Source organism: Clostridium sp. UBA7791, assembly GCF_002480755.1.
GTDB lineage: Bacteria > Bacillota > Clostridia > Clostridiales > Clostridiaceae > Clostridium_J > Clostridium_J sulfidigenes.
This window is the reverse complement of record NZ_DLCT01000011.1, coordinates 257,042-283,005: the sequence shown is the minus strand read 5'-3', so window position 1 is coordinate 283,005 and position 25,964 is coordinate 257,042. Positions and strand designations below refer to the sequence as shown.

General features: G+C 29.8%; 26 protein-coding genes. 3 read left to right on the top strand and 23 right to left on the bottom strand.

From position 1 onward, the window contains the following. Window positions 1-226 precede the first annotated feature (226 nt). From B3Z56_RS15180 to B3Z56_RS15085, 20 genes are all read right to left on the bottom strand, one after another. Window positions 227-643: a S1 domain-containing RNA-binding protein gene (locus B3Z56_RS15180; RefSeq protein WP_035132487.1), complete on the bottom strand. Its 417-nt coding sequence runs from the start codon at window positions 641-643 to the stop codon at window positions 227-229. A gap of 81 nt (window positions 644-724) precedes the next feature. Next, on the bottom strand, window positions 725-991 hold the full coding sequence (locus B3Z56_RS15175) for an FtsB family cell division protein (protein WP_035132490.1): 267 nt from the start codon (window positions 989-991) through the stop codon (window positions 725-727). Window positions 992-1,116: 125 nt separating this feature from the next. Beyond that, window positions 1,117-1,509, bottom strand: coding sequence for a spore cortex biosynthesis protein YabQ (gene yabQ / locus B3Z56_RS15170; protein ID WP_035132492.1), 393 nt, complete (start codon window positions 1,507-1,509; stop codon window positions 1,117-1,119). A gap of 7 nt (window positions 1,510-1,516) precedes the next feature. Then, window positions 1,517-1,813 (bottom strand): sporulation protein YabP, encoded by a 297-nt coding sequence (gene yabP, locus B3Z56_RS15165; protein ID WP_346848846.1) that lies wholly within the window; start codon window positions 1,811-1,813, stop codon window positions 1,517-1,519. Window positions 1,814-1,889: 76 nt separating this feature from the next. Beyond that, entirely contained in the window at window positions 1,890-2,150 is a 261-nt protein-coding gene (locus B3Z56_RS15160; protein ID WP_346848845.1) for an RNA-binding S4 domain-containing protein, read from the bottom strand. A 106-nt stretch (window positions 2,151-2,256) separates the two neighbouring features. Continuing rightward, complete coding sequence (locus B3Z56_RS15155; protein ID WP_035132498.1) at window positions 2,257-2,532, bottom strand: HU family DNA-binding protein; 276 nt, start codon at window positions 2,530-2,532, stop codon at window positions 2,257-2,259. 111 nt (window positions 2,533-2,643) lie between these two features. Further along, entirely contained in the window at window positions 2,644-4,107 is a 1,464-nt protein-coding gene (mazG, locus tag B3Z56_RS15150) for a nucleoside triphosphate pyrophosphohydrolase (protein WP_346876360.1), read from the bottom strand. A 17-nt stretch (window positions 4,108-4,124) separates the two neighbouring features. Beyond that, window positions 4,125-5,660, bottom strand: a complete 1,536-nt coding sequence (locus tag B3Z56_RS15145; RefSeq protein ID WP_346879123.1) for a polysaccharide biosynthesis protein — start codon at window positions 5,658-5,660, stop codon at window positions 4,125-4,127. Window positions 5,661-5,877: 217 nt separating this feature from the next. Next, window positions 5,878-6,426, bottom strand: coding sequence for a stage V sporulation protein T (gene spoVT, locus B3Z56_RS15140; protein ID WP_035132504.1), 549 nt, complete (start codon window positions 6,424-6,426; stop codon window positions 5,878-5,880). Between the two features lie 147 nt (window positions 6,427-6,573). Further along, window positions 6,574-7,575 (bottom strand): peptidylprolyl isomerase, encoded by a 1,002-nt coding sequence (locus B3Z56_RS15135; RefSeq protein WP_346848842.1) that lies wholly within the window; start codon window positions 7,573-7,575, stop codon window positions 6,574-6,576. An 85-nt stretch (window positions 7,576-7,660) separates the two neighbouring features. Continuing rightward, entirely contained in the window at window positions 7,661-11,176 is a 3,516-nt protein-coding gene (gene mfd, locus B3Z56_RS15130; RefSeq protein ID WP_346876358.1) for a transcription-repair coupling factor, read from the bottom strand. A gap of 23 nt (window positions 11,177-11,199) precedes the next feature. Further along, window positions 11,200-11,769 (bottom strand): aminoacyl-tRNA hydrolase, encoded by a 570-nt coding sequence (pth, locus tag B3Z56_RS15125; protein WP_346848840.1) that lies wholly within the window; start codon window positions 11,767-11,769, stop codon window positions 11,200-11,202. Between the two features lie 127 nt (window positions 11,770-11,896). Next, on the bottom strand, window positions 11,897-13,024 hold the full coding sequence (locus B3Z56_RS15120; RefSeq protein WP_346848839.1) for a S1C family serine protease: 1,128 nt from the start codon (window positions 13,022-13,024) through the stop codon (window positions 11,897-11,899). Between the two features lie 33 nt (window positions 13,025-13,057). Then, a complete protein-coding gene (locus B3Z56_RS15115; protein WP_346848874.1) occupies window positions 13,058-14,479 on the bottom strand; it encodes a HAMP domain-containing sensor histidine kinase in 1,422 nt (473 codons plus the stop codon). A 3-nt stretch (window positions 14,480-14,482) separates the two neighbouring features. Further along, window positions 14,483-15,169, bottom strand: a complete 687-nt coding sequence (locus B3Z56_RS15110) for a response regulator transcription factor (protein WP_346876357.1) — start codon at window positions 15,167-15,169, stop codon at window positions 14,483-14,485. A 259-nt stretch (window positions 15,170-15,428) separates the two neighbouring features. Beyond that, entirely contained in the window at window positions 15,429-16,388 is a 960-nt protein-coding gene (locus tag B3Z56_RS15105) for a ribose-phosphate diphosphokinase (protein WP_035132514.1), read from the bottom strand. A 21-nt stretch (window positions 16,389-16,409) separates the two neighbouring features. Then, complete coding sequence (gene glmU, locus B3Z56_RS15100) at window positions 16,410-17,780, bottom strand: bifunctional UDP-N-acetylglucosamine diphosphorylase/glucosamine-1-phosphate N-acetyltransferase GlmU (RefSeq protein WP_346876356.1); 1,371 nt, start codon at window positions 17,778-17,780, stop codon at window positions 16,410-16,412. 254 nt (window positions 17,781-18,034) lie between these two features. Further along, complete coding sequence (gene spoVG, locus B3Z56_RS15095) at window positions 18,035-18,319, bottom strand: septation regulator SpoVG (protein ID WP_035132518.1); 285 nt, start codon at window positions 18,317-18,319, stop codon at window positions 18,035-18,037. A 96-nt stretch (window positions 18,320-18,415) separates the two neighbouring features. Further along, entirely contained in the window at window positions 18,416-19,246 is an 831-nt protein-coding gene (purR, locus tag B3Z56_RS15090) for a pur operon repressor (protein ID WP_035132520.1), read from the bottom strand. Between the two features lie 268 nt (window positions 19,247-19,514). Beyond that, window positions 19,515-19,748 (bottom strand): hypothetical protein, encoded by a 234-nt coding sequence (locus tag B3Z56_RS15085; protein WP_346848836.1) that lies wholly within the window; start codon window positions 19,746-19,748, stop codon window positions 19,515-19,517. Between the two features lie 256 nt (window positions 19,749-20,004). Between B3Z56_RS15085 and hutG the strand changes: the two genes are divergently transcribed. Continuing rightward, window positions 20,005-21,027 (top strand): formimidoylglutamase, encoded by a 1,023-nt coding sequence (gene hutG / locus B3Z56_RS15080; RefSeq protein ID WP_346848835.1) that lies wholly within the window; start codon window positions 20,005-20,007, stop codon window positions 21,025-21,027. A gap of 81 nt (window positions 21,028-21,108) precedes the next feature. Here the strand turns inward: hutG and B3Z56_RS15075 are convergent, their stop codons facing one another. Further along, the gene (locus B3Z56_RS15075) at window positions 21,109-21,252 is read right to left on the bottom strand and encodes a hypothetical protein (protein WP_156964321.1); all 144 of its coding nucleotides are present in this window, start codon (window positions 21,250-21,252) and stop codon (window positions 21,109-21,111) included. Window positions 21,253-21,686: 434 nt separating this feature from the next. On the opposite strand from B3Z56_RS15075, the gene murC reads away from it, so the two are divergent. Beyond that, entirely contained in the window at window positions 21,687-23,063 is a 1,377-nt protein-coding gene (gene murC / locus B3Z56_RS15070; RefSeq protein ID WP_346879122.1) for a UDP-N-acetylmuramate--L-alanine ligase, read from the top strand. Window positions 23,064-23,140: 77 nt separating this feature from the next. Next, window positions 23,141-24,067, top strand: a complete 927-nt coding sequence (locus B3Z56_RS15065) for a PhzF family phenazine biosynthesis protein (protein ID WP_346876355.1) — start codon at window positions 23,141-23,143, stop codon at window positions 24,065-24,067. 16 nt (window positions 24,068-24,083) lie between these two features. Here B3Z56_RS15065 and B3Z56_RS15060 read toward each other — a convergent pair whose 3' ends face one another. Next, window positions 24,084-25,319: a glycoside hydrolase family 10 protein gene (locus B3Z56_RS15060; protein ID WP_346848832.1), complete on the bottom strand. Its 1,236-nt coding sequence runs from the start codon at window positions 25,317-25,319 to the stop codon at window positions 24,084-24,086. An 80-nt stretch (window positions 25,320-25,399) separates the two neighbouring features. Next, window positions 25,400-25,825 carry a hypothetical protein gene (locus B3Z56_RS15055; protein WP_035132531.1) on the bottom strand — a complete coding sequence of 142 codons (426 nt, stop codon included), beginning with the start codon at window positions 25,823-25,825 and terminating at the stop codon, window positions 25,400-25,402. Window positions 25,826-25,964 lie beyond the last annotated feature (139 nt).

Genomic DNA, 25,964 nt, shown 5'->3' with positions numbered 1-25,964 from the left:
CAGTTCCGCCACTCCAGCATTTGTGTCATCACCTTTCAGCGACAATATTTATTATATGGTATATTATTAACTATGTCAACAGTATTTATATAGTTTTTTATATTTTTTATTTATTTCTTCTTCACTTATTATAACTAAATGTTAAAAAAGCTAGGGTTTAATTTAACTGACATTAAAATAAATAAGAGTGCTTAAAAAGCACTCTTTAATCCTTTCGGTATAAAGCTTAATTATATCCTTTTCTGCTATATCCTCTACCTTTTCCACCATCTTGGTGTTTTTTAAGATCTTGAAATCTTTCTTCACTATCTTTTAAGAATTTTGACATCCTGTCTTCAAAACTTCCTGAACTTGTAGTTTTAGATTTTTCCTTTTCCCAATCTATATCTACGGGTTTAAAAGATTTTTTTGGTGTACCAGCTTGCTTTATGGATAAGCTCATCTTACCATTATCATCTACAGAAATGACTTTAACTTTAACCACATCATTTTCTTTTAAATGATCATGTACATTCTTAACAAATACATCAGATACTTCCGATATATGAACTAAGCCTGTTTTCCCTTCCACTTCAACAAATGCACCAAAGTTTGTGATATTAACTACTTTACCTTCTATAATGCTTCCAGCCTTTAAGGTCATATTGAAAAGACCCTCCTTAAATTTATAATTTAAATTTATATATACTATAACTAATAATAATTAGTCATAGTAATTTTCACTTTATTTACTGTCTATTACAGGAGATTCTCCTTCTTTAATTAACCCAAGCTTTTCCCTTGCAAGTTTTTCTATATACCGACTATCTTGTGATAGTTTAATCTCATCCTGTAACTTTTGATTCTTTTCTTGTGCTGCTTGTAACTCCGAAGTATAGTTATCAATATCTTTATGTTGTCTAAACATTATTATTTGTTGATTTATAAATGTAAAGCCTACGTAAAGAGCTATAAGTAAAAGACCTATCTTTTTTATGCTGAATTTCTTCATATCGATTTTCCTTCCTTATTACAAATAGTAACATGTCATAGGTTTTATTTTCAAGTAGTCAAATTAACCTATAGCTATATTGTAATTTGAATTTTTATTTTCTTCAACCCTTAATATTATAAATTTTATATTTTTTTTGTTATTTTGCTGAAAATAATTCTTATAGGATAGAATATATAATAAAATATTACTCTAAAAAACGTTAATATGGCATTTAATATGCTTCCGTATGCTAATATAAATATATTACTAAATAGTTTAAAGTATATAAATAATCCAATTAAATTATATACAAACACATTAAAGCTCATGTAAGCATAGTTTGTATACATCATAAAAATAAATACTATAATGCCAGTTAATATCCAGAATAGCATATCCTGTATTGCTGTTATGATGGTTCCTGGCTCTTCAAAACCTCTTATTACTCTATATACATCAAAGAAAATACCAACTAGCATTCCACTAAGTAAGGAGAATATAAACAATGCTATTTGCCTACCCATATCAAATATCATAACTCAATCACCTAAATATTTTAGAAACAATGCTATTTCGCTTCTTTGGTCTCTTTTCTTCACTTGTATATACTACATAAGATATTTTCCCCGTTATTACCACATCTCCATTTTGAACATCTAGCTTGGTCATCTTTAACTCTTCACCTCTGATATCCATATCTCCCAACACAGTTATTATAAGTATCTGTTCATCATTGAAGCTTAATATTTCTAAAACTCCATCTAAAGTCATCTTTTTTCTATTTTCTAACGCAATAAAACTCTTTTTATTTTCTAATGACATATCTTTATTTGGTTCCATAATATCCCCCTTAAACCTAAAAATATATTAGCTTTCTATAAAGATATATTCATTAAAAAATATTTTATGCTTCTATTTATTCCTTATCCTCTTCCCCACTGATTATTTCATACATATTCTTAGCCTCTTCTTTATTAACATGATTAGCAATATTTATAATTCTCGCTTTTAATAATTGATTAGCAAATTGAATTTCTATTATATCATCTTCTTTTATAGTAGTACTTGGTTTTGCTACTTTTCCATTTATGGATACTCTACCATTTTCACATACATCTTTAGCAACAGTTCTTCTTTTAATTATTCTAGAAACCTTTAAATATTTATCTAATCTCATAGTTGCCTCCTTAAACTATATAAAAATTTTAATGAAATTATACTTTATCCTGTATCCCTTTGAATAGAAGAAAAAACCCAGAACATTTCTAGGCTTTTTCAAGTAATTATTTATTTACTATGTCTTTAAATTCTTTTCCAACTTTGAAAACAGGAACTTTAGATGCTGGTATTTGTATTTCTTCTTTTGTTCTTGGATTTCTTCCTACTCTAGCAGCTCTTTCTCTAGTTTCAAAAGTACCAAATCCAACTAGTTGAACTTTCTCTCCACCTTCAAGAGCCTCTTCAACACTCTCTATAAATGCTTTTAATACCGCCTCGTTATCTTTTTTTGTTAGTCCTGACTTTTCAGCCATTTTTGCTATTAATTCTGATTTGTTCACAATAGTACCTCCTTAATGTTAATTTTACGTAATTTATATTTTAATTACATAAAATAATACTTACAATATTCTTACAAGTTACCTAGAATCCTTCTTTTTTTTGAAAAAAATTTATCTTTTTGTTGATAAATTATACTTTTTAGATTCACTCCAAAGGGTTTCCATTTCTTCTAATGTCATTTCTTTCATGTCAATACCCTTTTTAATGCCAGATTCCTCAATAAATTGGAAGCGTTTTATAAATTTATCTATAGTATAATTTACTGCAAATTCTGGGTCAATGTCAAGAAGTCTTGCAATATTTACTGTGGCAAAGATTAAATCTCCTACCTCTTCCTGTATTTTTGACACATCTGAATTTTTATATACATCTTTTATCTCTTGTAATTCTTCTATAACTTTCTCCATAGCTAGTTCTACGTCATCCCAGTCAAACCCTACCTTACCAGCCTTTTTTTGAACCTTTTCTGCTCTAATAAGTCCGGGCATACAACGTGGAACATGTTTTAATTCATCGGTATAGCTAGTAAATTTCTTTTCTTTAACTTTAATTTCATCCCAATTCTCCAATATTTCATCTGTATTTTTAACTCTTACATCTGAAAATATATGTGGATGCCTACGTATCATTTTTTCAGTTATAGCTGCTACTACATCATTTATGTTGAAATAACCCTCCTCCTTACCAATTTGAGCGTGGAATATTACTTGAAAAAGTACATCTCCTAACTCCTCAATAAGTTTATTATCGTCCATTTCGTCTATAGCTTCAATAACTTCATAACATTCCTCAACTAAACCTCTTTTTAAAGATTCATGAGTTTGTTCTAAGTCCCACATACATCCATTTTCACTCCTAAGAGTAGACATCACATTAATTAAATCCTTAAAATCTTTAGGACCTTTAAGATCTTTAGGAATATATATGGAAGTTAAGTAATCAATATCCTCTTGTCTATCTAAATCATATAGTTTAATTTTTCTTATACTTTCTTCTCCTTGTATGCCTGCTGCTCTTACAAAGTATATATCACTATCATCACTATAATATTCACATAGAGCTAACTTCACTTCAGAAGCAATAAATTTGTTATACACCTGGGTTATTATTACTCCTAATCTCTTATCCATAACCTGTTCCCTTATATCAAAGGCATCTATTATTTTTACCCCTTCTATTGGATCAATCCTTAAGCTCTCTATAACTGCATCTACAAAGCTTACTGATGGCATTAATCTAGCTTCTATTCCATTCTCCTTGCAGAGTTCTAATAATATAGTTACAGATTTTTCTGCAACTAAGGGATGACCTGGAACTGCATATACTAAGTCTCCTTCTTGCTGATAAATTTTTATAAGATCCTCTGCAATTGCCTTGTATATATGATCAAAATTATTATATTCTTCATAAAAATTATCATAGGTATTAAACTTTACACCCATAGATTCTAAGTATTTAACATTAGGATGTTTTTCTGTTCTAAAGTATATATTTTTATTACTTTTCAAAATTTCTAGTACACCTATGGTTAAAGCATCTTTAGAACCAGGTCCTAAACCAACCACTGTAATCATTTGAATCTACTCCTCTTTTAGTTTTTAATGAGCTTTCCCTTTATATCTTCAATGGTAAATATTTTAAATACAATCGATAGTATTCCAAATATTACTACACCAAGGAAAATAGCTATTAAGCAAGATATTCCATTACTCTGTGTATAATTATAGACATTATTATATATAAAAACAACAGATATTATCATAATTAATGACACAAATAAAGGTTTTATAACTACTTCATATATGTTTATCTTTACTTTGAGCAATTTTTTAACCTCTTTCAAGTTTAAAATGCTAGTTACTGCATATCCAACTATACTTCCAATTATTGCACCATATATATTAAATCTAGAGTTACTTACTAAAACATAGGTAATGACTACCTTAAATAGACACCCTATAGCAAGATAATATACCGGTTTCATATATCTACCACAACTTTGTAAAAGCGATGTAGTAGTCTGTGTTATTATAATTAATGGTATTGATAAAGATAATAATTTAAGTATTTCATGCCCTGCTACATCCCCCATAAACACTAATCCCATAATAGGTTTTGAAAGATAAAATAACCCTAATGCACTTGGAATACCTATAACAAAAGATAACTTAAATACCATGTTTACCCTTCTGTATAATTCATTTTGATTATGCATAGAATATACCTCTGATATTATAGGTACTAAAGCTGAACATAGAGCAATAGAAAGTGCCAGTGGGATATTTTGAAGAGTCATAGCCTTACCTGTAAATTGACCATATAATATGGCACTTTCTTGAATAGTATAACCTGCTAACAAGAGTCTTTGAGGTACTATTATAGAATCAATTAAAGCCATAATAGTTCCAACTGCAGCTCCTACGGATATAGGAAATGCTGCTTGTACTAAGTTTGATAGTATTTTATTACTCCTTTTCACTTTTAATTTATAAGACTTTGATCTAACAAATAAATATTTTATTACCAAGTAAATGCTTCCCAGCAATCCTCCAGCTACCGTTCCAAATGCGGCTCCTGCTGCTGCATATTCAATTCCTTTAGGAAGTAATAAATATGCACATATAACGCCAAAAACTACCCTACCTATCTGTTCTATAATTTGAGATATTGCAGTATTATTCATATTCTGAAGTCCCTGGAAATATCCTTTAAATGTACACATAATACATACAAATATAGGTGCTGAAGATATAATCATAAAGGATTGATATGACTTATTATCCCACCTTAAGATATTTATAATATTATCTCCAAAGTACAACATTAAAAATGATATTATTATCCCAAGTGGAATCATTATTTTAAGAGTATCCTTAAGTACCTGTTTAACAGCATTGGTATCGTTGCGTGCATTATACTCTGATATTAATTTTGACATAGCAATAGGTACTCCTGATGCTATTGCTACAAAAGTCATATATATAGGGTATGACATCTGATAATATCCCATCCCTTGGTCACCAATTAATCCTTGTATTGGTATTCTAAAAAACAAACCTAAAAATCGTGCAAAAATAGTAGCTATTCCTAAAATCATAGTTCCTTTTAAAAGCGATTGTTTTTTCATACTTCCTCCTAAAATACTTTGTATAGTTAATAAGTATTTTGATGAGAAACATTTTATTACTTAATGCATATAATATATACCTAATATCAATTAACTTTAACTTCTTTAACAATAAAAAATCTGCCATAAGATGTGATTAATATCAATCCTATGGCAATAATTACATATTATACTCTTTATTTAATTTTATCTTATAGATATTTATGCTTTTTAACATTTACTGTTCCATTTGTTTTCCTAAGAATGAAGCTGCTGTTTCCGCAAGCTTTAACTCTAGTTCTCCAAACTTTACATTTTCTTTTGAAACTATAATTACTGTACCTACAGTATCTCCCTCTGCAATTATTGGTGCTACAACTTGTGTTGTATATTCATCTGCTGTCTCTCCATCACATATAGGTATTAGTCCCTGAGAGTTTTTATCTAGAAGAGTAGCCTTACGCATTTCCATAATTTTATCTACTTCATTACTAATCTTTTTATCTAAATAATCTTTCTTTGTCCCACCACTTACAGATATGATTGAGTCTTTATCACAGATTATCACTATATTACCAATAGTTTGATGTAGCGCTTCACTATATTCCTTAGAAAACTCACTCAATTCTTCTATTGGTGAATATTTTTTTAATATAACTCCCCCTTCTCTATCTGTAAATATTTCCAGCGGATCTCCTTCTCTAATTCTTAATGTCCTTCTAATTTCTTTTGGTATTACAACACGACCTAAGTCATCTATTCTTCTTACTATTCCTGTAGCTTTCATTAAATATCCTCCTTATTTATGTAAATAGTATTAATGCTATTATTATCCTTCTTAACTCAAATTTTATACATCCTAGAAATTTTTTCATTAATAAAAAATAAAAAAAGATTAATGCCAAATATGACATCAATCTCTTTCTACCAATTATTAACTTAGTTTATCTTCATATAATTTTATTTTAGCTTCTTCTTGCCAAGCAGTTACTTTTTCTACCCACACATTATATTTATTTTGTTCTAATAGAACATCCTTAATCGCTCCTTTAACATCTTCTAAAGGCTTAACAGGATACTCTTCTTTATCTAAGCACTTTATAACATGAAATCCAAATTGAGTTGATATAGGAGCCTTAGTATATTCCCCTTTCTTAAGACTTATAGCTGCCATTAAGAAAGTTTTATCATACTGATTGCTAGTATATTCAATCCAATCTAAGTCTCCACCTTTGTCCTTTGTAGCATCTGTACCTTTTTCAGTAGCAAGCTTAGCAAAATCTTCACCTTTATCTAATCTTGCAATTACGTCTTTAGCTTCTTCTTCTGTCTTAACTAGTATGTGTGCTGGCCTAACTTTATTAGGACTTTCAGTATATGAATTTGGATTACTATCATAATAAGTCTTTATTTCATCATCTGTAACAGTAACATCTTTAACTACCTCTTCATATACAGCATTAGATATTACTGCTGGTTTTAATTCTTCTAAGAAGCTCTCTTCTGTAACTCCAGCTGTTTTAAGAGCACTTTTATACTCTTCATCAGTTTTAAAGGATTTCTTTATCTCATCAAGTTTCTCTTTAGCCTTAGTCTGAACTTCTTCATCAGAAGGCACTACTCCAAGCTTTTCACCATTATTTTTTATGACAATATCATTAACCATAGTATCTAGTATACTTAATCTTTGCTTCTTTATATATTCCATAGCCTCTGAATTTTCTTTATAATTTTCTCCGTACTGAGCCTTTACTTGCTCATAAACCGTACTTAACCTACTGTCCACTTCTCCTAAGGTTATCTTTTCTTTATAAACCTTAGCAACTACTGTCTTATTAATACCTGCCTCTGTTTTTTCTATCATTCCACACCCCACTGCTGAAAGCATTAGTGTAGACGCCATTAGACCAGCTAAAATCTTCTTTAATTTTATCAATTTATTATCCTCCATTCGGTTTTTTTAGTTATTATTGCTATTCAATTTTACCATAAAAATACTATTAAATAAATAGTAGCTAAATCTATTTACTCATTGTTGATAAATCCTTAATAATATTTATAAGTATATCTAATAGCTCCTTTTTATTAATATCCTTACTCTTATACACTAGAACTGGAACATCTCCCATTTTAAATGTGATTTGTCTCTTATAATTGTCTAGTATATATTTTACCATTTCAGAAGTTAAGTATGACTTGTCTTTAAAGGTTATCTGTACTTGAATTCCAGTATCCTTTATCTCTAAAACCCCAATTTCTCTAGCAATTGCCTTTAAATAAGCTATATTCATTAAATTATAAACACTTTCTGGAATATTAGAGTATCTATCTTCAATCTCCTCAATAACCTCTAACATATGCTCATAGGATTCAATAGATGCAATCTTTTTATATACTTGAATTTTTTGAGTTTCATCCTGTATATAGTTACTAGGAATATATGCATCAATTTTCATATCTACTGTAGTTTCAATAGGTTCCTTATCTACTTCACCTTTTACAATGCTTACTGCATCTTCAAGCATTCTGCAATATAAGTCATATCCAACAGCAGACATATGACCACATTGAGCTGCTCCCATTATATTCCCTGCACCTCTTATTTCTAAATCTCTCATAGCTATCTTTAATCCTGAGCCTAATTCTGTAAAGTCTTTTATTGCCTTTAATCTTTTTTCTGCAACCTCTGTTAAAACCTTATCCTTAGTATAAGTAAAGTAAGCATATGCTATTCTATTGGTTCTCCCTACTCTTCCCCTTAATTGATATAGTTGAGATAATCCCATCTTATCTGCATTTGCTATTATCATAGTATTTGCATTCTGAATGTCTATACCAGTCTCTACTATAGTTGTACTTAAAAGTATATCGTATTTTTTATCTACAAAATCTATAATTACCTTTTCCAATTCTCTTTCGGTCATCTGACCATGACCTATAGCAACTCTAGCTTCTGGGACCAACTTTTGCAAATATGTTGCCATATCACTTATAGTTTCAACCCTATTATATACAAAAAATACTTGTCCTCCCCTGTTCATTTCCCTAATTATTGCATCTCTTATAAGTTGATCATTAAATTCTACAACGTAAGTTTGAATAGGATATCTTTCTTCAGGAGGAGTTTCTATTATACTTATATCCCTAACTCCTGTTAAAGACATGTGTAGGGTTCTAGGAATAGGAGTAGCACTTAAAGTTAATACATCTATGTTTTTCTTTATTTCCTTAATCTTCTCCTTGTGACTAACCCCAAATCTTTGCTCTTCGTCTACAATTAATAAACCTAGATCCTTAAATACCACACTCTTTTGAAGCAACTTATGAGTACCTACTATAATATCTAAATTTCCTTCTCTTAGAGCATTTAAAGTTTCTTTAACTTGAGACGCAGTTCTAAATCTGCTAATCATTCCTATTTTAATAGGAAAATCTGAAAACCTTTTTAACATATTTTTATAGTGTTGCTCTGCTAGTATTGTAGTAGGTACTAATATAGCTACCTGTTTTCCATCCATAACACACTTAAAGGCAGCTCTAAGCGCAACCTCGGTTTTCCCATATCCAACATCCCCACAAAGAAGCCTATCCATAGGTTTATCGCTTTCCATATCTTTTTTAATATCTTCAATTGCAGTTAACTGATCCGGGGTTTCCTCATATGGAAATTCTCCTTCAAACTGACTTTGCCAAGGGGTGTCCTTGGCATATTTATGCCCCTTTAAAGTATTTCTGATAGCATAAAGCTTAACCAAATCTTCAGCAATATCTTCAACAGATTTTTTTACTTTACTTCTAGCCTTTGCCCATTCACTTCCACCTAATTTATTTATTTTGGGTGATTTGCCTTCACTGCCAATATATTTTTGTACTAAATCTAATTGCTCTACAGGGACATATAAAGTATCTCCTGAATTATATTCTAAAACCAAATAATCTTTTTTATTTCCCTGTACATCTAATTGATTAATACCCTTATATACACCAACTCCATGGTTCACATGTACCACATAATCACCAAGCTTTAAATCAGTAAAGCTTTTTATTTTTCCTGCACCTTTTTTAGTAGTTCTTCTTGTGGCTTTCCTCTTAGATTGACCGAAAACTTCGGAGTCTGATATAACACATACCTTTAAATCAGGATACTCAAATCCTTTAATAGAACTTCCAAAGGTCACCACTACTTCCCCTTGCTGAATGCTAGAAACTAGGTCTTTATAAGTAGCTTCTATCCCTCTATCTCTTAAAGTGTCAATTAATCTTTCTCCCCTTGTTCTTGTACCAGATAAAATTAAAGTTCTATATCCTTTTTTCTTTTTCTCTATTATATCTTCAATAAGCATGTCTAACTGTCCATGATAATCATGAATTGTAATCTGAGAAAATGCTATTAAATTTCTTGGTTTTAATGCATTAGAAGCAGTTCCTAAACTCTGTAAAGTTATAGTTTTACTCACTTCTAAAATTTCTCCAATCATTTCTTTAGGTATTAGTAGTTCTCCTTGTTTCGGTAAAATGTTACCTCTACTTAGAAAATTTTCATAATTCTCTTCAAATTCAAAGTATACACTATCCAACTTACCCATAGCCCTATTTACATCATCCACTACAACTAAACTATCCTTAAAGTAGTCTAAAAATGTAGTTTTATTTTTATAAAAATAAGGAATATAGCTATCAATAGTTTCAAAGGTCCAAGTTTCTTCAAGACTCTCCAAATTTGTCTTAACCGTAGAATTTATTCTTTCTAAAGCATCCTTATCTTTAGATTTATTAAATCTTGATATAGCTCCATCTAATTCCTTTCTAATTTCTTCTTTTGCAAGATTTATAACCCCTTCTGTAAGAATTATCTCTTTAGCTGGAAATATTTCTACTTTATCTACTTTATCTATACTTCTTTGATTGTCTTTATTAAAAGTTCTTATGGAATCAACTTCATCATCAAAAAGCTCAATCCTAAATGGCATGCTACTAATAGGAGGATAAACATCTATAATCCCCCCTCTAACTGAAAATTGACCTATGTTTTCTACAACACTACACCTTTCGTAACCACATTGTACAAGTTTTTCGCTCAACTCTCTTATGTCTATGGTACTTTCTAAAGAAATTTCAAATGAAAATTTCTTGAATAGCTCTACAGGAGCATAGGATGCTGCTAAAGCCTCGATAGAAGTTACAACAATACATTTTCCCTCATGAAGAATCTTATTTAATACTTTCAGCCTCTCCCATCTCAAGTCCCCTGATACAGCTTCTACATTGTAAAAAGTTACCTCCCTCGTAGGAAAATAATATACATCATTACAATAAAAGCTAAGATCTTCATATATGTTTTTAGCTTCCATGTCATTATGAGTTAGCACTAGCATACTTTTTTCTATATCTTCATAAACACCATATAGCAAGTAGCTCTTACCAGATTCCGAAAGACCATGTATGCCTAATGGATACTTTTCCTCATTTATATATCTCTTTATATCTCTATATTCACTACTTAACTTTAAAGGTGTCATTACTCCTTTTAGTCTCAAAATATCACCTCTTAAACTATTTACTACTTTCCTGCATTAAAAGAATTAAATTTATTCATTGCTTGATTAATTCCTTCATTTATGATCACTGATACTGCATCCACTGCTGCCTCAAAAGATTTTTCAATAATCTCTCTATCTTCATTAGAGAATCTTCCTGTAACAAACTCAACTAAATCATAGGCTGGCTCTCCAATTCCAACTTTAATCCTTGAAAAACTATCAGTACCTAAATGAGAAATTATATTCTTAATACCATTGTGACCGCCTGCACTTCCTTTTCCCTTTATTCTAAGTCTTCCAACTTCTAGACTAATATCATCGTATATAACTATAATATTTTCTACTGGTATTTTATAAAAGTCTATTATACTTCTAACGCTTTCTCCACTTAAATTCATATAAGTTTGAGGTTTTAAAAATATAACCTTTTCATTGGCTATACTACTCTCACCGTATACTCCTTTAAATTTTGTCCTATTTATACTAAAGTTATACTTTTTTTCACACATATCAACTACATCAAACCCTACATTATGTCTTGTTTTATCATATCTATCTCCCGGATTTCCTAATCCCACAACTAAATACATAATTACCTCCAATATATTCTATAACATAATATCTCTTAACATAAAAATAATCTTCTTTGACTATTATACTAGAAGTTTTACCTAAAATAAAATAAAAGTAGCATCCCTAAATGCTACTTTTTATATATTACTCTGAAATCTTTATTTTAAAGTCAACATAATCACCATTTTTGAATACTTTATATTTTATTGTCTCTCCACTTTTAAATTTACTCATTATAGAATTTATGTCACTGACAGTATTAACTTTCATACCATTCACTTCAACAATTATATCTGTTGGCCTAATTCCAGCTTCATAAGCTAAACCATTTCTTGTAACTTCCTTTGCATATACTCCATCAATACCATTTTCACTTTGGGAAATAGCCTCTTCCCCATAAACTCCCATATGGTTAATAAGAGAATCTTGCTTATCTAAAATTCCATAGGTAATAGGCTCTAGATCCTCTGCGGAAATATAAAAACTATTTTTTAAAAATTCATTGTGATATGTCATAGTAGTATTATTTACTCCTATAAGTTCTCCATCCAAATTACATAAAGCTGCTCCAGTATTGATAAACTTAGGAATAACTGAAGTCTTTATCATTCTTAAAGACTCAGCTACTTTAGTTTCTCTATTTTTAAATACTATATTTTCTCTAGTATTTAACACCGTACTTACCTCTATATTTTCATTAAAAGATTTACCCAGAGGATTTCCTACACTAATAACTCTATCTCCCTTTTCAATCTTAGTAGAATTCTTAGCTATAGTCATAGGTTGTAATGCATCTCCATTTATTTTAATCATAGCAATATCATAAATACTATCAAATCCTATTATAGATGCATTATATACAATGTCATTGTGTAACTTCACTTTAACACTGGTTGCATCCTCAATACCTAAATAGCTAGTTATAACATATTGTCCATTTTCTATGACAACGCCTACTCCTACATTAGTTTCTTTTATACACTTATCATCTGCAATAACCTTAATAACTGAAACAACAGATTGGGCTGCTTTGTGAGCAGCTGATTGAAGCTTTGAATTAGTGGTATTAACTTCTTCGTCTTTATTATTACCTTGAACATAATAATTTTCGTTTTCAGTGTTTACCACTAAAGCTGTAACAGCCCCACCTAAGGAGGCTACAAATAAGCAAAATATAGTAATTGCAACAATTTTACCTTTACGTCTTTTCTTAATTTTGTTAAAGGTTATTTTTGCTTTAACATCCTTATAATCATCATTAAAATTGCTCATAATAGCCTCCTTCCTCTTAGCTTCTTAAGATTATTACATACTCTTCTTTGCTAATTGTAAAGTAAATATAAATTCAACTCCATTTTCTTTATTACACGCCCATATTTCTTCATCATGTAAGCTAACAATCTTTTTAACTATAGAGAGCCCTAATCCTGTACTCACTTTTTGTGTTCTTGATTTATCAACTTTATAGAATCTTTCCCAGATATGTTTAATATCTTCTTCATCTATATTAGATCCCTCATTAAAAATTGATATATTAGCCTTCTTACCTTTTTTTCTACAGGATATTTGTATCAATCCATCTTCTTTTCCATATTTAATAGCATTATCTAAAAGATTAGTTATAACTTGTGTTATTTTATCTCCATCTGTAAGTACCCAGAGTTCACTTCCTTCAAAAAATACCTGTACATCCAAATTTTTATTTCTTATTCTATTTTCATTTCTCAATATGCATATTCTCACTATTTCATTAATGTCCACAGGTACCTTCTCCAGCTTATAAGTACCCGATTCCACTGCTGATAAATCAAGTAAATCATTAATAAGTCTTGTTAATCTTTGTATTTCTTCATAGGCTATATTTAGATAATACTTATGCTTTTCATCAGGAACTACTCCATCTAAAATTCCACCTATAAATCCTTTTATAGATGTCATTGGAGATCTTAACTCATGAGAAACATTTGAAATAAACTCTTTTCTATTTTGTTCTACCTTTTGTAGCGAGTCTGCCATCACATTAAATGCATTTGCAAACTCCTCCATTTCATCATCAGAATGAATTTCAACTCTTTTATCTACATCTCCTTGAGCTATTTTTCTTGCAACCCCACTCATTTCTGATAACGGATTAACTATCATCTTTTGAGAAAAATAATAAATTACGATACAAGAAGCAATTACAGCGAAAACTGCAGATAACCAAATAATTTGATAAACATTAGAAAGTGATTTATCTAAAATATCTGTTGATACACTAAATAAAGTGGCTCCCATAGATTGCCCTTTAGCATCTTTTACAACTTTCATCATAACGTATACTTTCTCATCCATATAAACTCCATACTCATTAAAAGCATCTATATAATCACTATTGTTTATATTTTCCAAATCATCATGAAAAATCTGTTTCCCTATGAGTGGAGTATATTTAATGTTAGTAACTGAATAAACATATCCATTACTATCTACGAGAACTATATCATCATTTATATATGTTGATATAAACTTTATATTTGTAGTTAATTCTTCATATGATGATGCCCCAGTTAAATATTTTGTTGCAATACCTTCAATTATATCTGCCTGTCTAGTAAGATCACTTTGTCTCGTCTTTATAAAATAATCTTGAAACCAAAAGGAAAGAAATGCAGCTAAAATAGTAAAACTTACTGTAATTATAATGGTGTAAGTAACAACCATTTTAGAAAATAAGCTATTTTTCACCATCTATTTCACCTCAAATTTATATCCAACTCCCCAAACAGTTTCTAACTGCCAATTATCTCCTCCTGATACTTTTTCTCTTAATCTCTTCACATGAACATCTACAGTTCTTGAATCTCCTGGATAATCATATCCCCACACTTCACAAAGCAGTTGTTCTCTTGTAAATACTCTGTTTTTATTACTTGCTAAGAAGTGTAATAATTCAAACTCTTTAGGTGGCATTTTAATTTCATGTCCCATGTATGTTACATTATATGAATTTATATCTATAACTAAATTATCAAAGGTTAATGTTTCTTTACTATCACCCTCTGCAGTATATCTTCTTAGAACAGCCTTAACTCTAGCCATAAGTTCCTTAGGTTCAAAGGGTTTTACTATATAATCATCTGCTCCAAGCTCAAGTCCTAAAACTTTATCAAAAGTTTCTCCTTTTGCAGTTATCATTATAACTGGTGTTTCATTATCCCTTCTTATCCACTTTAGCACATCTATGCCATCCAGGTATGGTAACATAACATCTAAAAGCACTAAATCAGGTTTATAACTAGTAAATGCTTCTTGAGCCTCTCTTCCGTCATTGGCCACCTTAACATGGTATCCTGAATTCTCCAAATACATCTTTATTACTTCACATATATTTTTATCATCATCAACAACTAATATCTTTCCTAAATTACCTTCCATTGATATCCCTCCTAAATACTTAAGATATTTTATTTAATTTACGAATATAATTTCTACATAATATCTTTTATAATATTATATAACAATAACTTTAAGTCCAAGTATTTTCTCATTAAAATTAATATTTTTAACAAAATATTTATAAAGTTATGGTGAAAACATTCCTTTTTATACTAAAAATAGGGGAAGAAAAACTTCCTCCCCTAAATAAAACCAAATTACTGTCCAAACTTATTATGAATACATATAATATTTAATATTATTCATCAAAAAGCTTGCTTACAGAAACTTCTTCATATATTCTTCTAATAGCTTCTGCAAATAACGGTGCTATAGATAATATTTTTATCTTATCAAGCATTTTTTCTTGTGGTAGATGAATACTATCAAGCATAACTAGCTCTTTTATCACCGATGCTTCTAGTCTTTCTATGGCTGGACCAGAAAGTACAGCATGTGAACAACAAGCATATACTTCAGTAGCACCCATTTTAACTAAAGCATTAGCACCATTACAAATAGTTCCAGCTGTGTCTATCATATCATCTATTAGTATAACCTTTTTACCTTTTACTTCACCGATTATATTCATAACTTCAGCTACATTAGCCTTTGGTCTTCTCTTATCTATAATAGCTATTGGAGCGTTTAGTTTATCAGCAAACTTTCTTGCTCTTGTAACACTACCAAGATCTGGTGAAACTACAACTACATCATCACAATCTTTAAATCCTTTTTCTATAAAGTAATCACTTAGTATTGGTGAACCCACTAAATTATCAACTGGAATATTGAAATATCCTTGTATTTGAGCTGCATGTAAGTCCATAGTTAAAACTCTATCTGCTCCTGCTGCTGTAATTAAATCAGCAACTAATTTTGCTGTAATTGGATCTCTTGCCTTTGCCTTTCTGTCTTGACGTGCATATCCATAGTAAGGAATAACCGCCGTTATTCTTCCTGCTGATGCTCTCTTAAGTGCATCAATCATAATTAAAAGTTCCATTAAATTATTGTTTACTGGGGCACTAGTTGGCTGTATAACAAATACGTCCAGTCCTCTAACAGTTTCTCCAATATTTACCGCAATCTCACCATCACTAAAAGTAGTAACTTGACTTTCTCCAACAGAAAGCCCTAAGCGGTTTGCAATATCAGCAGCTAATTCTGGATATGAGTTTCCTGCAAAGATTTTAATGTTTCTTCCATGGCTTATCATTTATGTAGTCCTCCTAAAATTTTATTTGTTTTTATTTTTATCATATACCCAGTTCTCTTTATTTATTTGCCTAGCTCTTGCTATAGCTAAGGAGCCCTCTGGTATTTTCTCGGTTATTGTTGATCCAGCTGCAATATAAGTATTATCTTCTACCTCAACTGGTGATACTAAGTTAGTATTACATCCTATAAATACATTGTTTCCAATTGTAGTTTTATATTTTGCTTTTCCATCATAATTTACTACAACAGTTCCACACCCAAAATTACATTTTTCTCCCACTTCTGCATCTCCTATGTAAGTTAAGTGAGATACCTTAGTTCCGTCACCTATTGATGATTTTTTAATTTCAACAAAATCGCCTATCCTTGCATTTTCACCTATAGTTGTTTCTGGTCTTATATACGCAAAAGGTCCAACTGTAGTATTATTTCCAATCTTACTGTTTAATACTACAGAATTTTCTACAGTTACATCATCACCAATTATACTATTAGTTATTCTGTTATTTGAGTATAATACGCAATTTTCACCAACTACCGTAGTTCCTTCTATGATATTCCCTGGATATACAACCGTATCTTGACCTATAATTACATCACATTCTATATAGGTGCTTCTAGGGTCCATAATTATAACACCATTATCCATATGGTTTCTATTTATTCTACTTCTCATTATATCATTAGCAACAGAAAGCTCTACCTTTGAATTTACTGCTGTAATTTCTTCTACATCAACAGCAATAGCTCCAACTTTCTTACCTTCATTTTTTAATATTTCTATTACATCTGTTAAATAGTACTCACCTTGATTATTATTATTATTAAGTTTACCTAAGGTATTTAATAATATGTCTATATCAAAACAATACATCCCTGAGTTAATTTCATTAACTTTTACTTCTTCTTCATTACAATCCTTAAACTCTACAATTTTCTCTACTTCTCCTTGAGAATTTCTAATTATTCTTCCATACTTTAGAGGGTCACTCATTATAGATGTCAATATTGTAGCACTACATTTTTGTTCTTCATGATATTTAGTAAGCTTTGTAACTGTTTCTTCTGTTATTAGAGGCCCATCTCCAACAAATATAGATACTGAACCTTTTTTACCTTTTAAAAATTCTTCTGCACACATTACTGCATGCCCAGTACCTAATTGTTCTTCTTGAACTGAGTAGAAAATATTTCTACTTTCAGTGCCTTTTCTAACTTTATCAGCACCTTTTCCAATAACCACACTTACTTCTTCTACTCCGGACTTTCTTATATTATCTATAACATGGTTTATCATTTCTTTTCCACAAACTTTGTGTAGAACCTTAGGAGTATTAGATTTCATTCTTTTACCTTCGCCAGCAGCAAGGATTATAGCACATTTATACAATTCATACACCTCTTCATTTAAAATGTAATTAGTCTTTCCTGATAAATTATTCTATAATAATTTAAAACTAATATTTATTAAATTTTCAATATTAATCTATCATATTTATTATTTTTATATACTACTTCTATACTATTATATTGAAACTGTTACACTTTTTCAACCAAAGTATATTTTTTACATGAAAATATATATTAACGATATACTATTAACGATACACAAAATAAAAAGGAGTGCTACGCTCCTTTTTATAATTAGACTATTTCATCTTCTACTTGCTCTTCATTTTTTACTTTTTCATACTCGTCAAGTATAGATTTTTGAATTTTCTCTCTTGTTTCTGTATTAATTGGGTGAGCTATATCCTTAAATTCTCCATCAGGAGTTCTTCTACTAGGCATAGCTATAAAATTACCACTTTGACCCTCAATTATCTTGATGTCATGAACCACGAATTCATTATCTAAAGTTATAGATACTATAGCTTTCATTTTTCCTTCTGTGGTAATTTTTCTAATTCTAACGTCTGTAATTATCATGAAATTCCACCTCCAAGATGTGCTTTCATGTATTATTCTACTAATGCATTGTAAATCCTTCTATTTGTCGAAACATTTTCCATATTTTTTTGTAACTTATTCGTTTTTTTCACTAGATGGACTAACAATCGCAATTCCATCTTCTCCAATACCATAAAAATTTACTAATGAAATATAATCATCTACCAGCTTATCCTTAACTTCTACATTATCTATTAAAAAACCACTACCTAATAATTCACTATCAAATTCACTTAAAAGCTCTTTAATTCCCTTTGCAGTTCCTCCACCTCTCATAAAGTCATCTACAAATACACATCTGCTACTTCTCTTCATAGACTTTGTTGATAATGTCATAGTTTGAAGTCTATTGCTTGAACCAGAAGCATAATTTATGCTTACTGTAGTACCTTCTGTATACTTAGTATCATGACGTACTGTAACAAGCTGAACTCCTAATTGTTTTGCAACCTCATAACCTAATGGAATACCTTTAGTTTCTATTGTAACTACATAATCCACGTTCATATCTTTAAATTTACTAGCTAATATTATTGCTGAATTTTGAATAATACTTGGATTATATGCTATATCTGTTATATATAGAAAATTACCCGGAACAACTCTAGATTGCTGTCTTAGTGCTTCACACAAATCTTCTAAAAACTGTTTTCTATCTTCATTTGATTTTTCATTTATAAATCTTATTCCACCTGCAGCACCTGCTACTGTTTCTATCTTTCCCATGGATAAACCTTCTATTACTTCTCTAACTATAACAATATCTTCACTAATAGTAGATTTTGCTGCATTGAATTTCTCTGTAAATAAATTTAAAGTTATAACCTTATTAGGATTTTCTGTTAAAACTTTTGTTATACCAATAACCCTTTGGTTTCTATTAAATTTATGCTTAATTTTCTCCATACAAACTATACCTTTCCGAATTTTATCTTTATTTTTGCCTTTATTATTCACCTTTATTCTATCTGTTTTATTACTATATTACAATTACTTTTTTTATTTTCTTTAATATACTATTTAAAACAATATAAATTCATCTTTTATGTTAATCACAGATTAATTAGCAAAAAAATATCCTCATTGTAAATAAAAAGAGCTACTTCAAAATAAAGATTAAATAAATCTTCATTTTGAAATAGCCTTTAATTTCAATATTATTTTATAATATCTATCAACTACATGCCACCATTTTCGAAGTCAAAGGATTCCTTTTTGTAAATTCATTAGCTTCTTGTATATTTCTAGCTTTAAATAAAAGTTTTCCTCCATTCTTATTTAAAACTCCACCACAAAGCATGTATTTCTGACCACCTATTTCTTTATCATCTTCTAAAAAATTTATACCTTCAAGTCCTTGCCCATCTGCCTTATACTTTAACTCAATGAATAAATCTTTGTTTCCCATTCTTTAACCCCCATATCTGTTCTCATATTTACATGATATCGAACATACGTTCAATTGTCAATATTATTTTATTTCATTACTAAAAATTATTATCAATACCTTTTAATTCACTGCATATCTCTTTATCTTTAAATATGTATATTCAAAAACAAATAAAATATAACTACTATTTTACATATAACATTGATAATATCTCTCCTTTGACTTATACTGAAAACGTATAATACTACTAAGAAGTTACTTGTGGGGTGATTTTATGTTTATTAAAAACTATGAACCTATGAACGAAAACTTATGGCAAGGAAGAATAGACAGTGACGATAATTTTGATGCTTTTAGATGGCATCAATGGATAACACCTCTTGATCTTCGAAGAGATGATCTTGAGCCTCTTGATGGACTAAATTTTGCACTTTTAGGCTTTTGTTGCCATGAAGGTGTAAAAAAAAATAAAGGTCGTATAGGTGCCATGAATGGTCCTATATCCATCAGAAAAGAGCTTTCAAATCTACCTTGTACTTTTAATCAATCGGTAAAAATTTTTGATGCCGGAGATATCATAGTTGAGGACATTTCTCTTGCTGAAGGGCAAAAGCTTTTAAGCGACTGCGTGTCTAAGTTACTAGATCTGAATATTTTTCCTATAGTTCTAGGAGGAGGACATGAGACAGCCTTTGGGAACTATAATGGGGCTCTATCTCATCTGGATAAAATATCTTGTAAACCTCGAATCGGAATTATAAATTTTGATGCTCACTTCGATCTTAGACCATATAATAACGAGGGAAGTTCTGGAACTATGTTTAAACAAATCTCTGATATTTGTCATGATAAAAACATGGATTTCTCCTATTTCTGTATTGGGATACAACAGCACAGCAATACAGTGGATCTATTTAAAACCGCTAAAAAACTAGGTGTTCAATACACCCTTGCGAAAGACATCCTATATAGTGATGGTTGGCAACTTTTAAGAGAGCTAAATACCTTTATGAGAAACCAAGATTATATATATGTAACTATTTGCTCAGATGTATTTTCTGCCTCTTTTGCACCAGGGGTTAGTTCTACGCAAACCTTAGGTCTAAACCCAGAAATAGTTATAAAACTACTTAAACATATTTTAAAGTCAAATAGGGTTATAACCTTTGATATATGTGAAGTGGCACCTAGATTTGATAAAGATAATATCACTTCTAACTTAGCTGGAGTAATCATCTTCTCCATTGTTAATACTCTTTGCAAATTACAAAACTTACAGCACAACTTTTTAACATAATTACATAATAAAAAAAGTCCTTAGTCTAAACTAAGGACTTTTTCACGATTATTATAGGGACTTTAAAATAGATTTGGCAATTTACAAGCTAAATTGCCACAATAAATATTCAAACTCCATACCCATGATATCATTCTCTTCACAAGTATTGAGCATTTTATCCTCTTCTTCACCATTAATATTCAGTTGCCAATTTACATATTCTCTCAGACCAATTGTTAACATTTTAACACACTCCTCCAGAAAATTTCTACTAGCCTTATGGCCTAGTAGTTATTGTAATTGATATTAAATATACATACACTTAGAAAACATCTATTATTTCCACTTAGATACTTAATAAATATAATTAGTTATTATACTTAAAAACCATCTCTAACTTTGTTTTTATTTTAACATATTTATTTCTATCCGAAAAGCCTTTTTCTGAATTTTCTTTTAAATTTTTTGGATATTTTCATTCATTTTTCCTATAGATATATAATTTACGAAGCTTTCTAAAATATATGTGTTTTTTATATAGATTTTTGTATATAATTTATATTAGGTATTCATTTATTTTTATACACATACAATGGTTATTAGGTTGATCTATAACTATGTTTTAATATACAAATTCATGAATGTAGTATTATATTTTATATAGGAGTTGTTATTATATGAGTTTTGATTTTTTACAAGATAAAAATAAAAAAGTTCACTTTATTGGTATTGGTGGCATTAGTATGAGTGGTCTTGCTGAGATTCTACTTAAAAACGGATATACTGTATCTGGTTCAGATATGAAAAATTCAAATATGGTTGAAAAACTTAGAAATAAAGGTGCATATATATATATAGGACACAGTGCAGATAACATACAGGATTCAGATTTAGTAGTATACACTGCTGCTATCAGTGATGATAATCCTGAGTTTCAAAAGGCAATTGAACTAAACCTTCCTATGATGGATAGAGCTGAATTCTTAGGCAGAATTATGCTTGGCCATAAATATAATGTAGCTGTTGCTGGTACTCATGGCAAAACAACCACAACTTCAATGCTTGCCCACATTGTAATTAAAGAACAAGTGGATCCTACCATATTAGTAGGTGGAGAATTAGATGTTATAGAGGGTAATGTTCTTGCTGGAAATAGTGATTACTTTGTTACTGAAGCTTGTGAGTATAAAGGATCTTTCTTAAAATTTCATCCTTATATAGGAATTATATTAAATGTAGATGCAGACCATTTAGATTTTTATAAGGATATAAATCACATAAAAGATACTTTTAATAAATTTATAGATATCATACCAGATGATGGTTTCCTTGTATGCAATAGTGATGATAGTAACGTTTCTGATATATTAAATAATCATAAATGTACTATAATGACTTACGGAATAAATAATGGTGAGTATAAAGCTAAAAATATAACTTATAATTCTCTTGGTTGTGGTTCTTATGATTTATATAAAAATGACCATATGTTATTTCCTATAGCCTTAAATGTGCCTGGAGAACATAATGTGCTTAACTCTTTAGCTGCTATATGTACATCCTTAGCTCTTAACATTTCTAATGAATCTATAATTAAAGGATTATCTAATTTTGGAGGAACTCATAGAAGATTTGAATTTAAGGGTTCTAAAAATGGTGTTACTGTAATAGATGACTATGCTCATCATCCAACAGAAATTCAAGCTACTCTTAGTGCTTGTAAAAATTATCCTCATAAAGATTTATATGTGGTATTTCAACCTCATACCTACACTCGAACTATAACTCTTTTTGATGACTTTGTAAGAACCTTCAATGGAGTAAAGCATTTATTATTAGCAGATATATACGCTGCTCGTGAAAAAGATACTGGAATTGTTAACTCAGTAAAGTTAGGCGATGCTATAAGACTTACAGGAGTTGATGCAATAAACTATCATAGCTTTGAAGAAATAGTTAATCACTTAAAATCAAAGGCCAAAGATGGTGATCTTATTATTACCGTAGGTGCTGGAGATATAAATGTTGTTGGTGAAATGTATCTAGCTAATTAATTTTATCTTATACCAATTAATATAGCTATCCTTTAATTAAGATAGCTATATTTTTAATATATAAACGAGGTGACAAAATGAAATCAAACTTTAATAAAACTGTGTACATAGTTAATGCCTTTACTCACAATGATATGGGTGGAAACAAGGCTGGTGTAGTTATTGATTGTGATGACTTATCCTCTAATGACATGGCAGCTATCGCAAAAGAAGTAAAACTTTCCGAAACTGCCTTTGTGATAAAATCAAAATGTGACGATTATGACTATGAGGTTAGATTTTTTACCCCTTCAACAGAAGTTGATTTATGTGGTCATGCTACCATCGCCACTTTCTATACCTTAGCTAAATTAGGCTTTATCAAACCAAGTACAAGTCCAGTAAAATTAAAACAAAAAACTCTTGCCGGTATTTTAGACATAGAAATTTATTTTGATAATGAAAAAATTGCCTATGTGCTTATGACTCAAACTAATCCTAAGTTCTATTCATATATTGATGATGTAAAAGAACTTTGTGATATATTAGGAATAACCTTAGAAGATGCTGGAATCCAAGGTCATGCATTAAGACCTATGATAATTTCTACAGGGCTTAAAGATATAATGTTCCCAGTTAAATCTCTAAATGCTCTAAAAAGAATAAATCCAGATTTTCAAGGCCTAAAAGAATACACAGATAACTTAAATTTAGTAGGTCTTCATGCCTTCTCTTTAGAAACTGAAAATTCTAAAAGCACTGTTGCAACTAGAAATTTCGGTCCTAGTGTAGGTATCGATGAAGAAAGTGCTACTGGCACATCTAATGGCGCATTATGTGCATACATAATGAAACATAACATACTTGATTTTAAAGATAAACTAACCATATGTTGCGAACAAGGTTATTACATGAATAATCCAAGTGAAATCATCTGCACGGGTGAAGCTATTAATAATGACTATTTAATAAAAGTTGGTGGCATAGGAAGTATAGAAAAAACTATAGAGGTGACTTATAAATAGTCACCCCTTTCTTTTTTTACTTAAATAAAGATTTTAAATTTGATCTCTCCTGTTGTATCTGACTTTTTACATTTGATGATGGATTAAACAAAGAGTCATACCTAAATAGTAATATTCCTTTGTACTTCTTTAACTTTCTTGAAGCTTCCACCTGTCTTTTTAATATATCTGTACTATTTCTCCACTCATCCTTTCCATTACCTGCCCAAGTATCTTCACTACCAACTTTATATACAGATAAACCTATATATAAATTTACTGTAGATTCAGCAACAAGACTATCAAACTCTTCAATAACTTGTTGAAAATTGCTATTATCATTTAAAAAGCCATAATATATTTGTGGACAAATATAATCAATATATCCAGGGTTTTGAATCCACTTCTTCACATCAATAAATTGGCTATTATAGTTATTATCCATAGAGCCTTGTGGACTTATTCCAAAGACTACCTCTGGGCTTATCTCTTTAACAATTGAATAAACCTGCCTTACGAGAATATTAACATTTTCACGTCTCCAACTCTCTAAATCTAAATCTCCTCCTGAACTTGTATACTCGCCATAAGCTTTACTATCTATAGACACATCACTAGATGGATAAAAATAATCATCAAAATGTATTCCATCAACTTCATAGTTCTCCACTATTTCTTTTACTCCATTCACTATAAGTTGCCTAACTTCTTCTTTGGCAGGATTATAATATATTCCACCATTACATTTTATTATATTATCACTACCATCTTTTATCCATTTGCTAGCAGGATTCTCCAAAGACAGTGGCAACTTAACACTATCACTTCTAACTCTATAGGGATTAATCCAAGCCTCTACTCTTATATTTCTTAAATGAGCTTCCTCTATAATAACTTGAAGAGGATCATATCCCGGAGCATTACCTTCTATGCCCGAACAATATATAGACCATGGATAATATTTAGATTGATATAAGGCATCAGAAAAAGGTCTTACATGTACAATTAAAGTATTCAACCCCATAGATTCTACATTATCTATTGCTTGTGATATATTTTTTCTAAATTCATTTTCATTTTTCCCCTTAAGCATAGCTGATAAATCTAAATAAGATAACCAAATTCCCTTTATCTCATCATAATTTATAATTTCTCTTTCTTTATTAATTATTTCATGGCTACTATTATCAATATTATCAAAGCATATAATCCACACTAATCCCAAAATAACTAATATAATTACTCCTAAAGTAGCAAGATTCATTTTATTCATTTATGCTCCCCCTTAATTTAAGAATAATATATACCTATGCTCATAATCTAATCTATAGAATTTAATTATAGTAAATATATCTATTTATACCTGGAAAACTTCTTCCAAAGTTCATCAACTTCACTTTGCTCTAAAAAACTAGATAATATTCTATAATCCCTTTTCCCCACGTAAAATATAATCCCTTTATTATCCCTCATTGCTTTATTTACATCTCTAAAATAAAGAGTTTTTGGTTTTTCATTCATATTGTTATTTATACAAAATTTATCTTTATATACTTTTATATATTTAAGCTCATCAATGCTTCTTACTTTTTTAGTAACAAGACCTGTAACTATTAATCCTACTATAAAAAACACTAATAAAAATCTCCCATAAAAAAGATTGTTCCTTATAAATAATCCTATTGTAATTATGAGTAAAAGACTCGATAAAAGTATACTATTAGACAATTGCTTTCTCATATATCTTTTAGAAGCCTCACTAAACCTATATTCCTTCATCTTTTGTACTCCTCCTTTTTTTAATGACAATAATATTATGTAAATATATATTAAACTTTTTGTATTCAGTAACATCTTTTATTATTTACAATATACTGATTTTATAATACCTTTTATTGGTCTTTTAAAAATAATATAT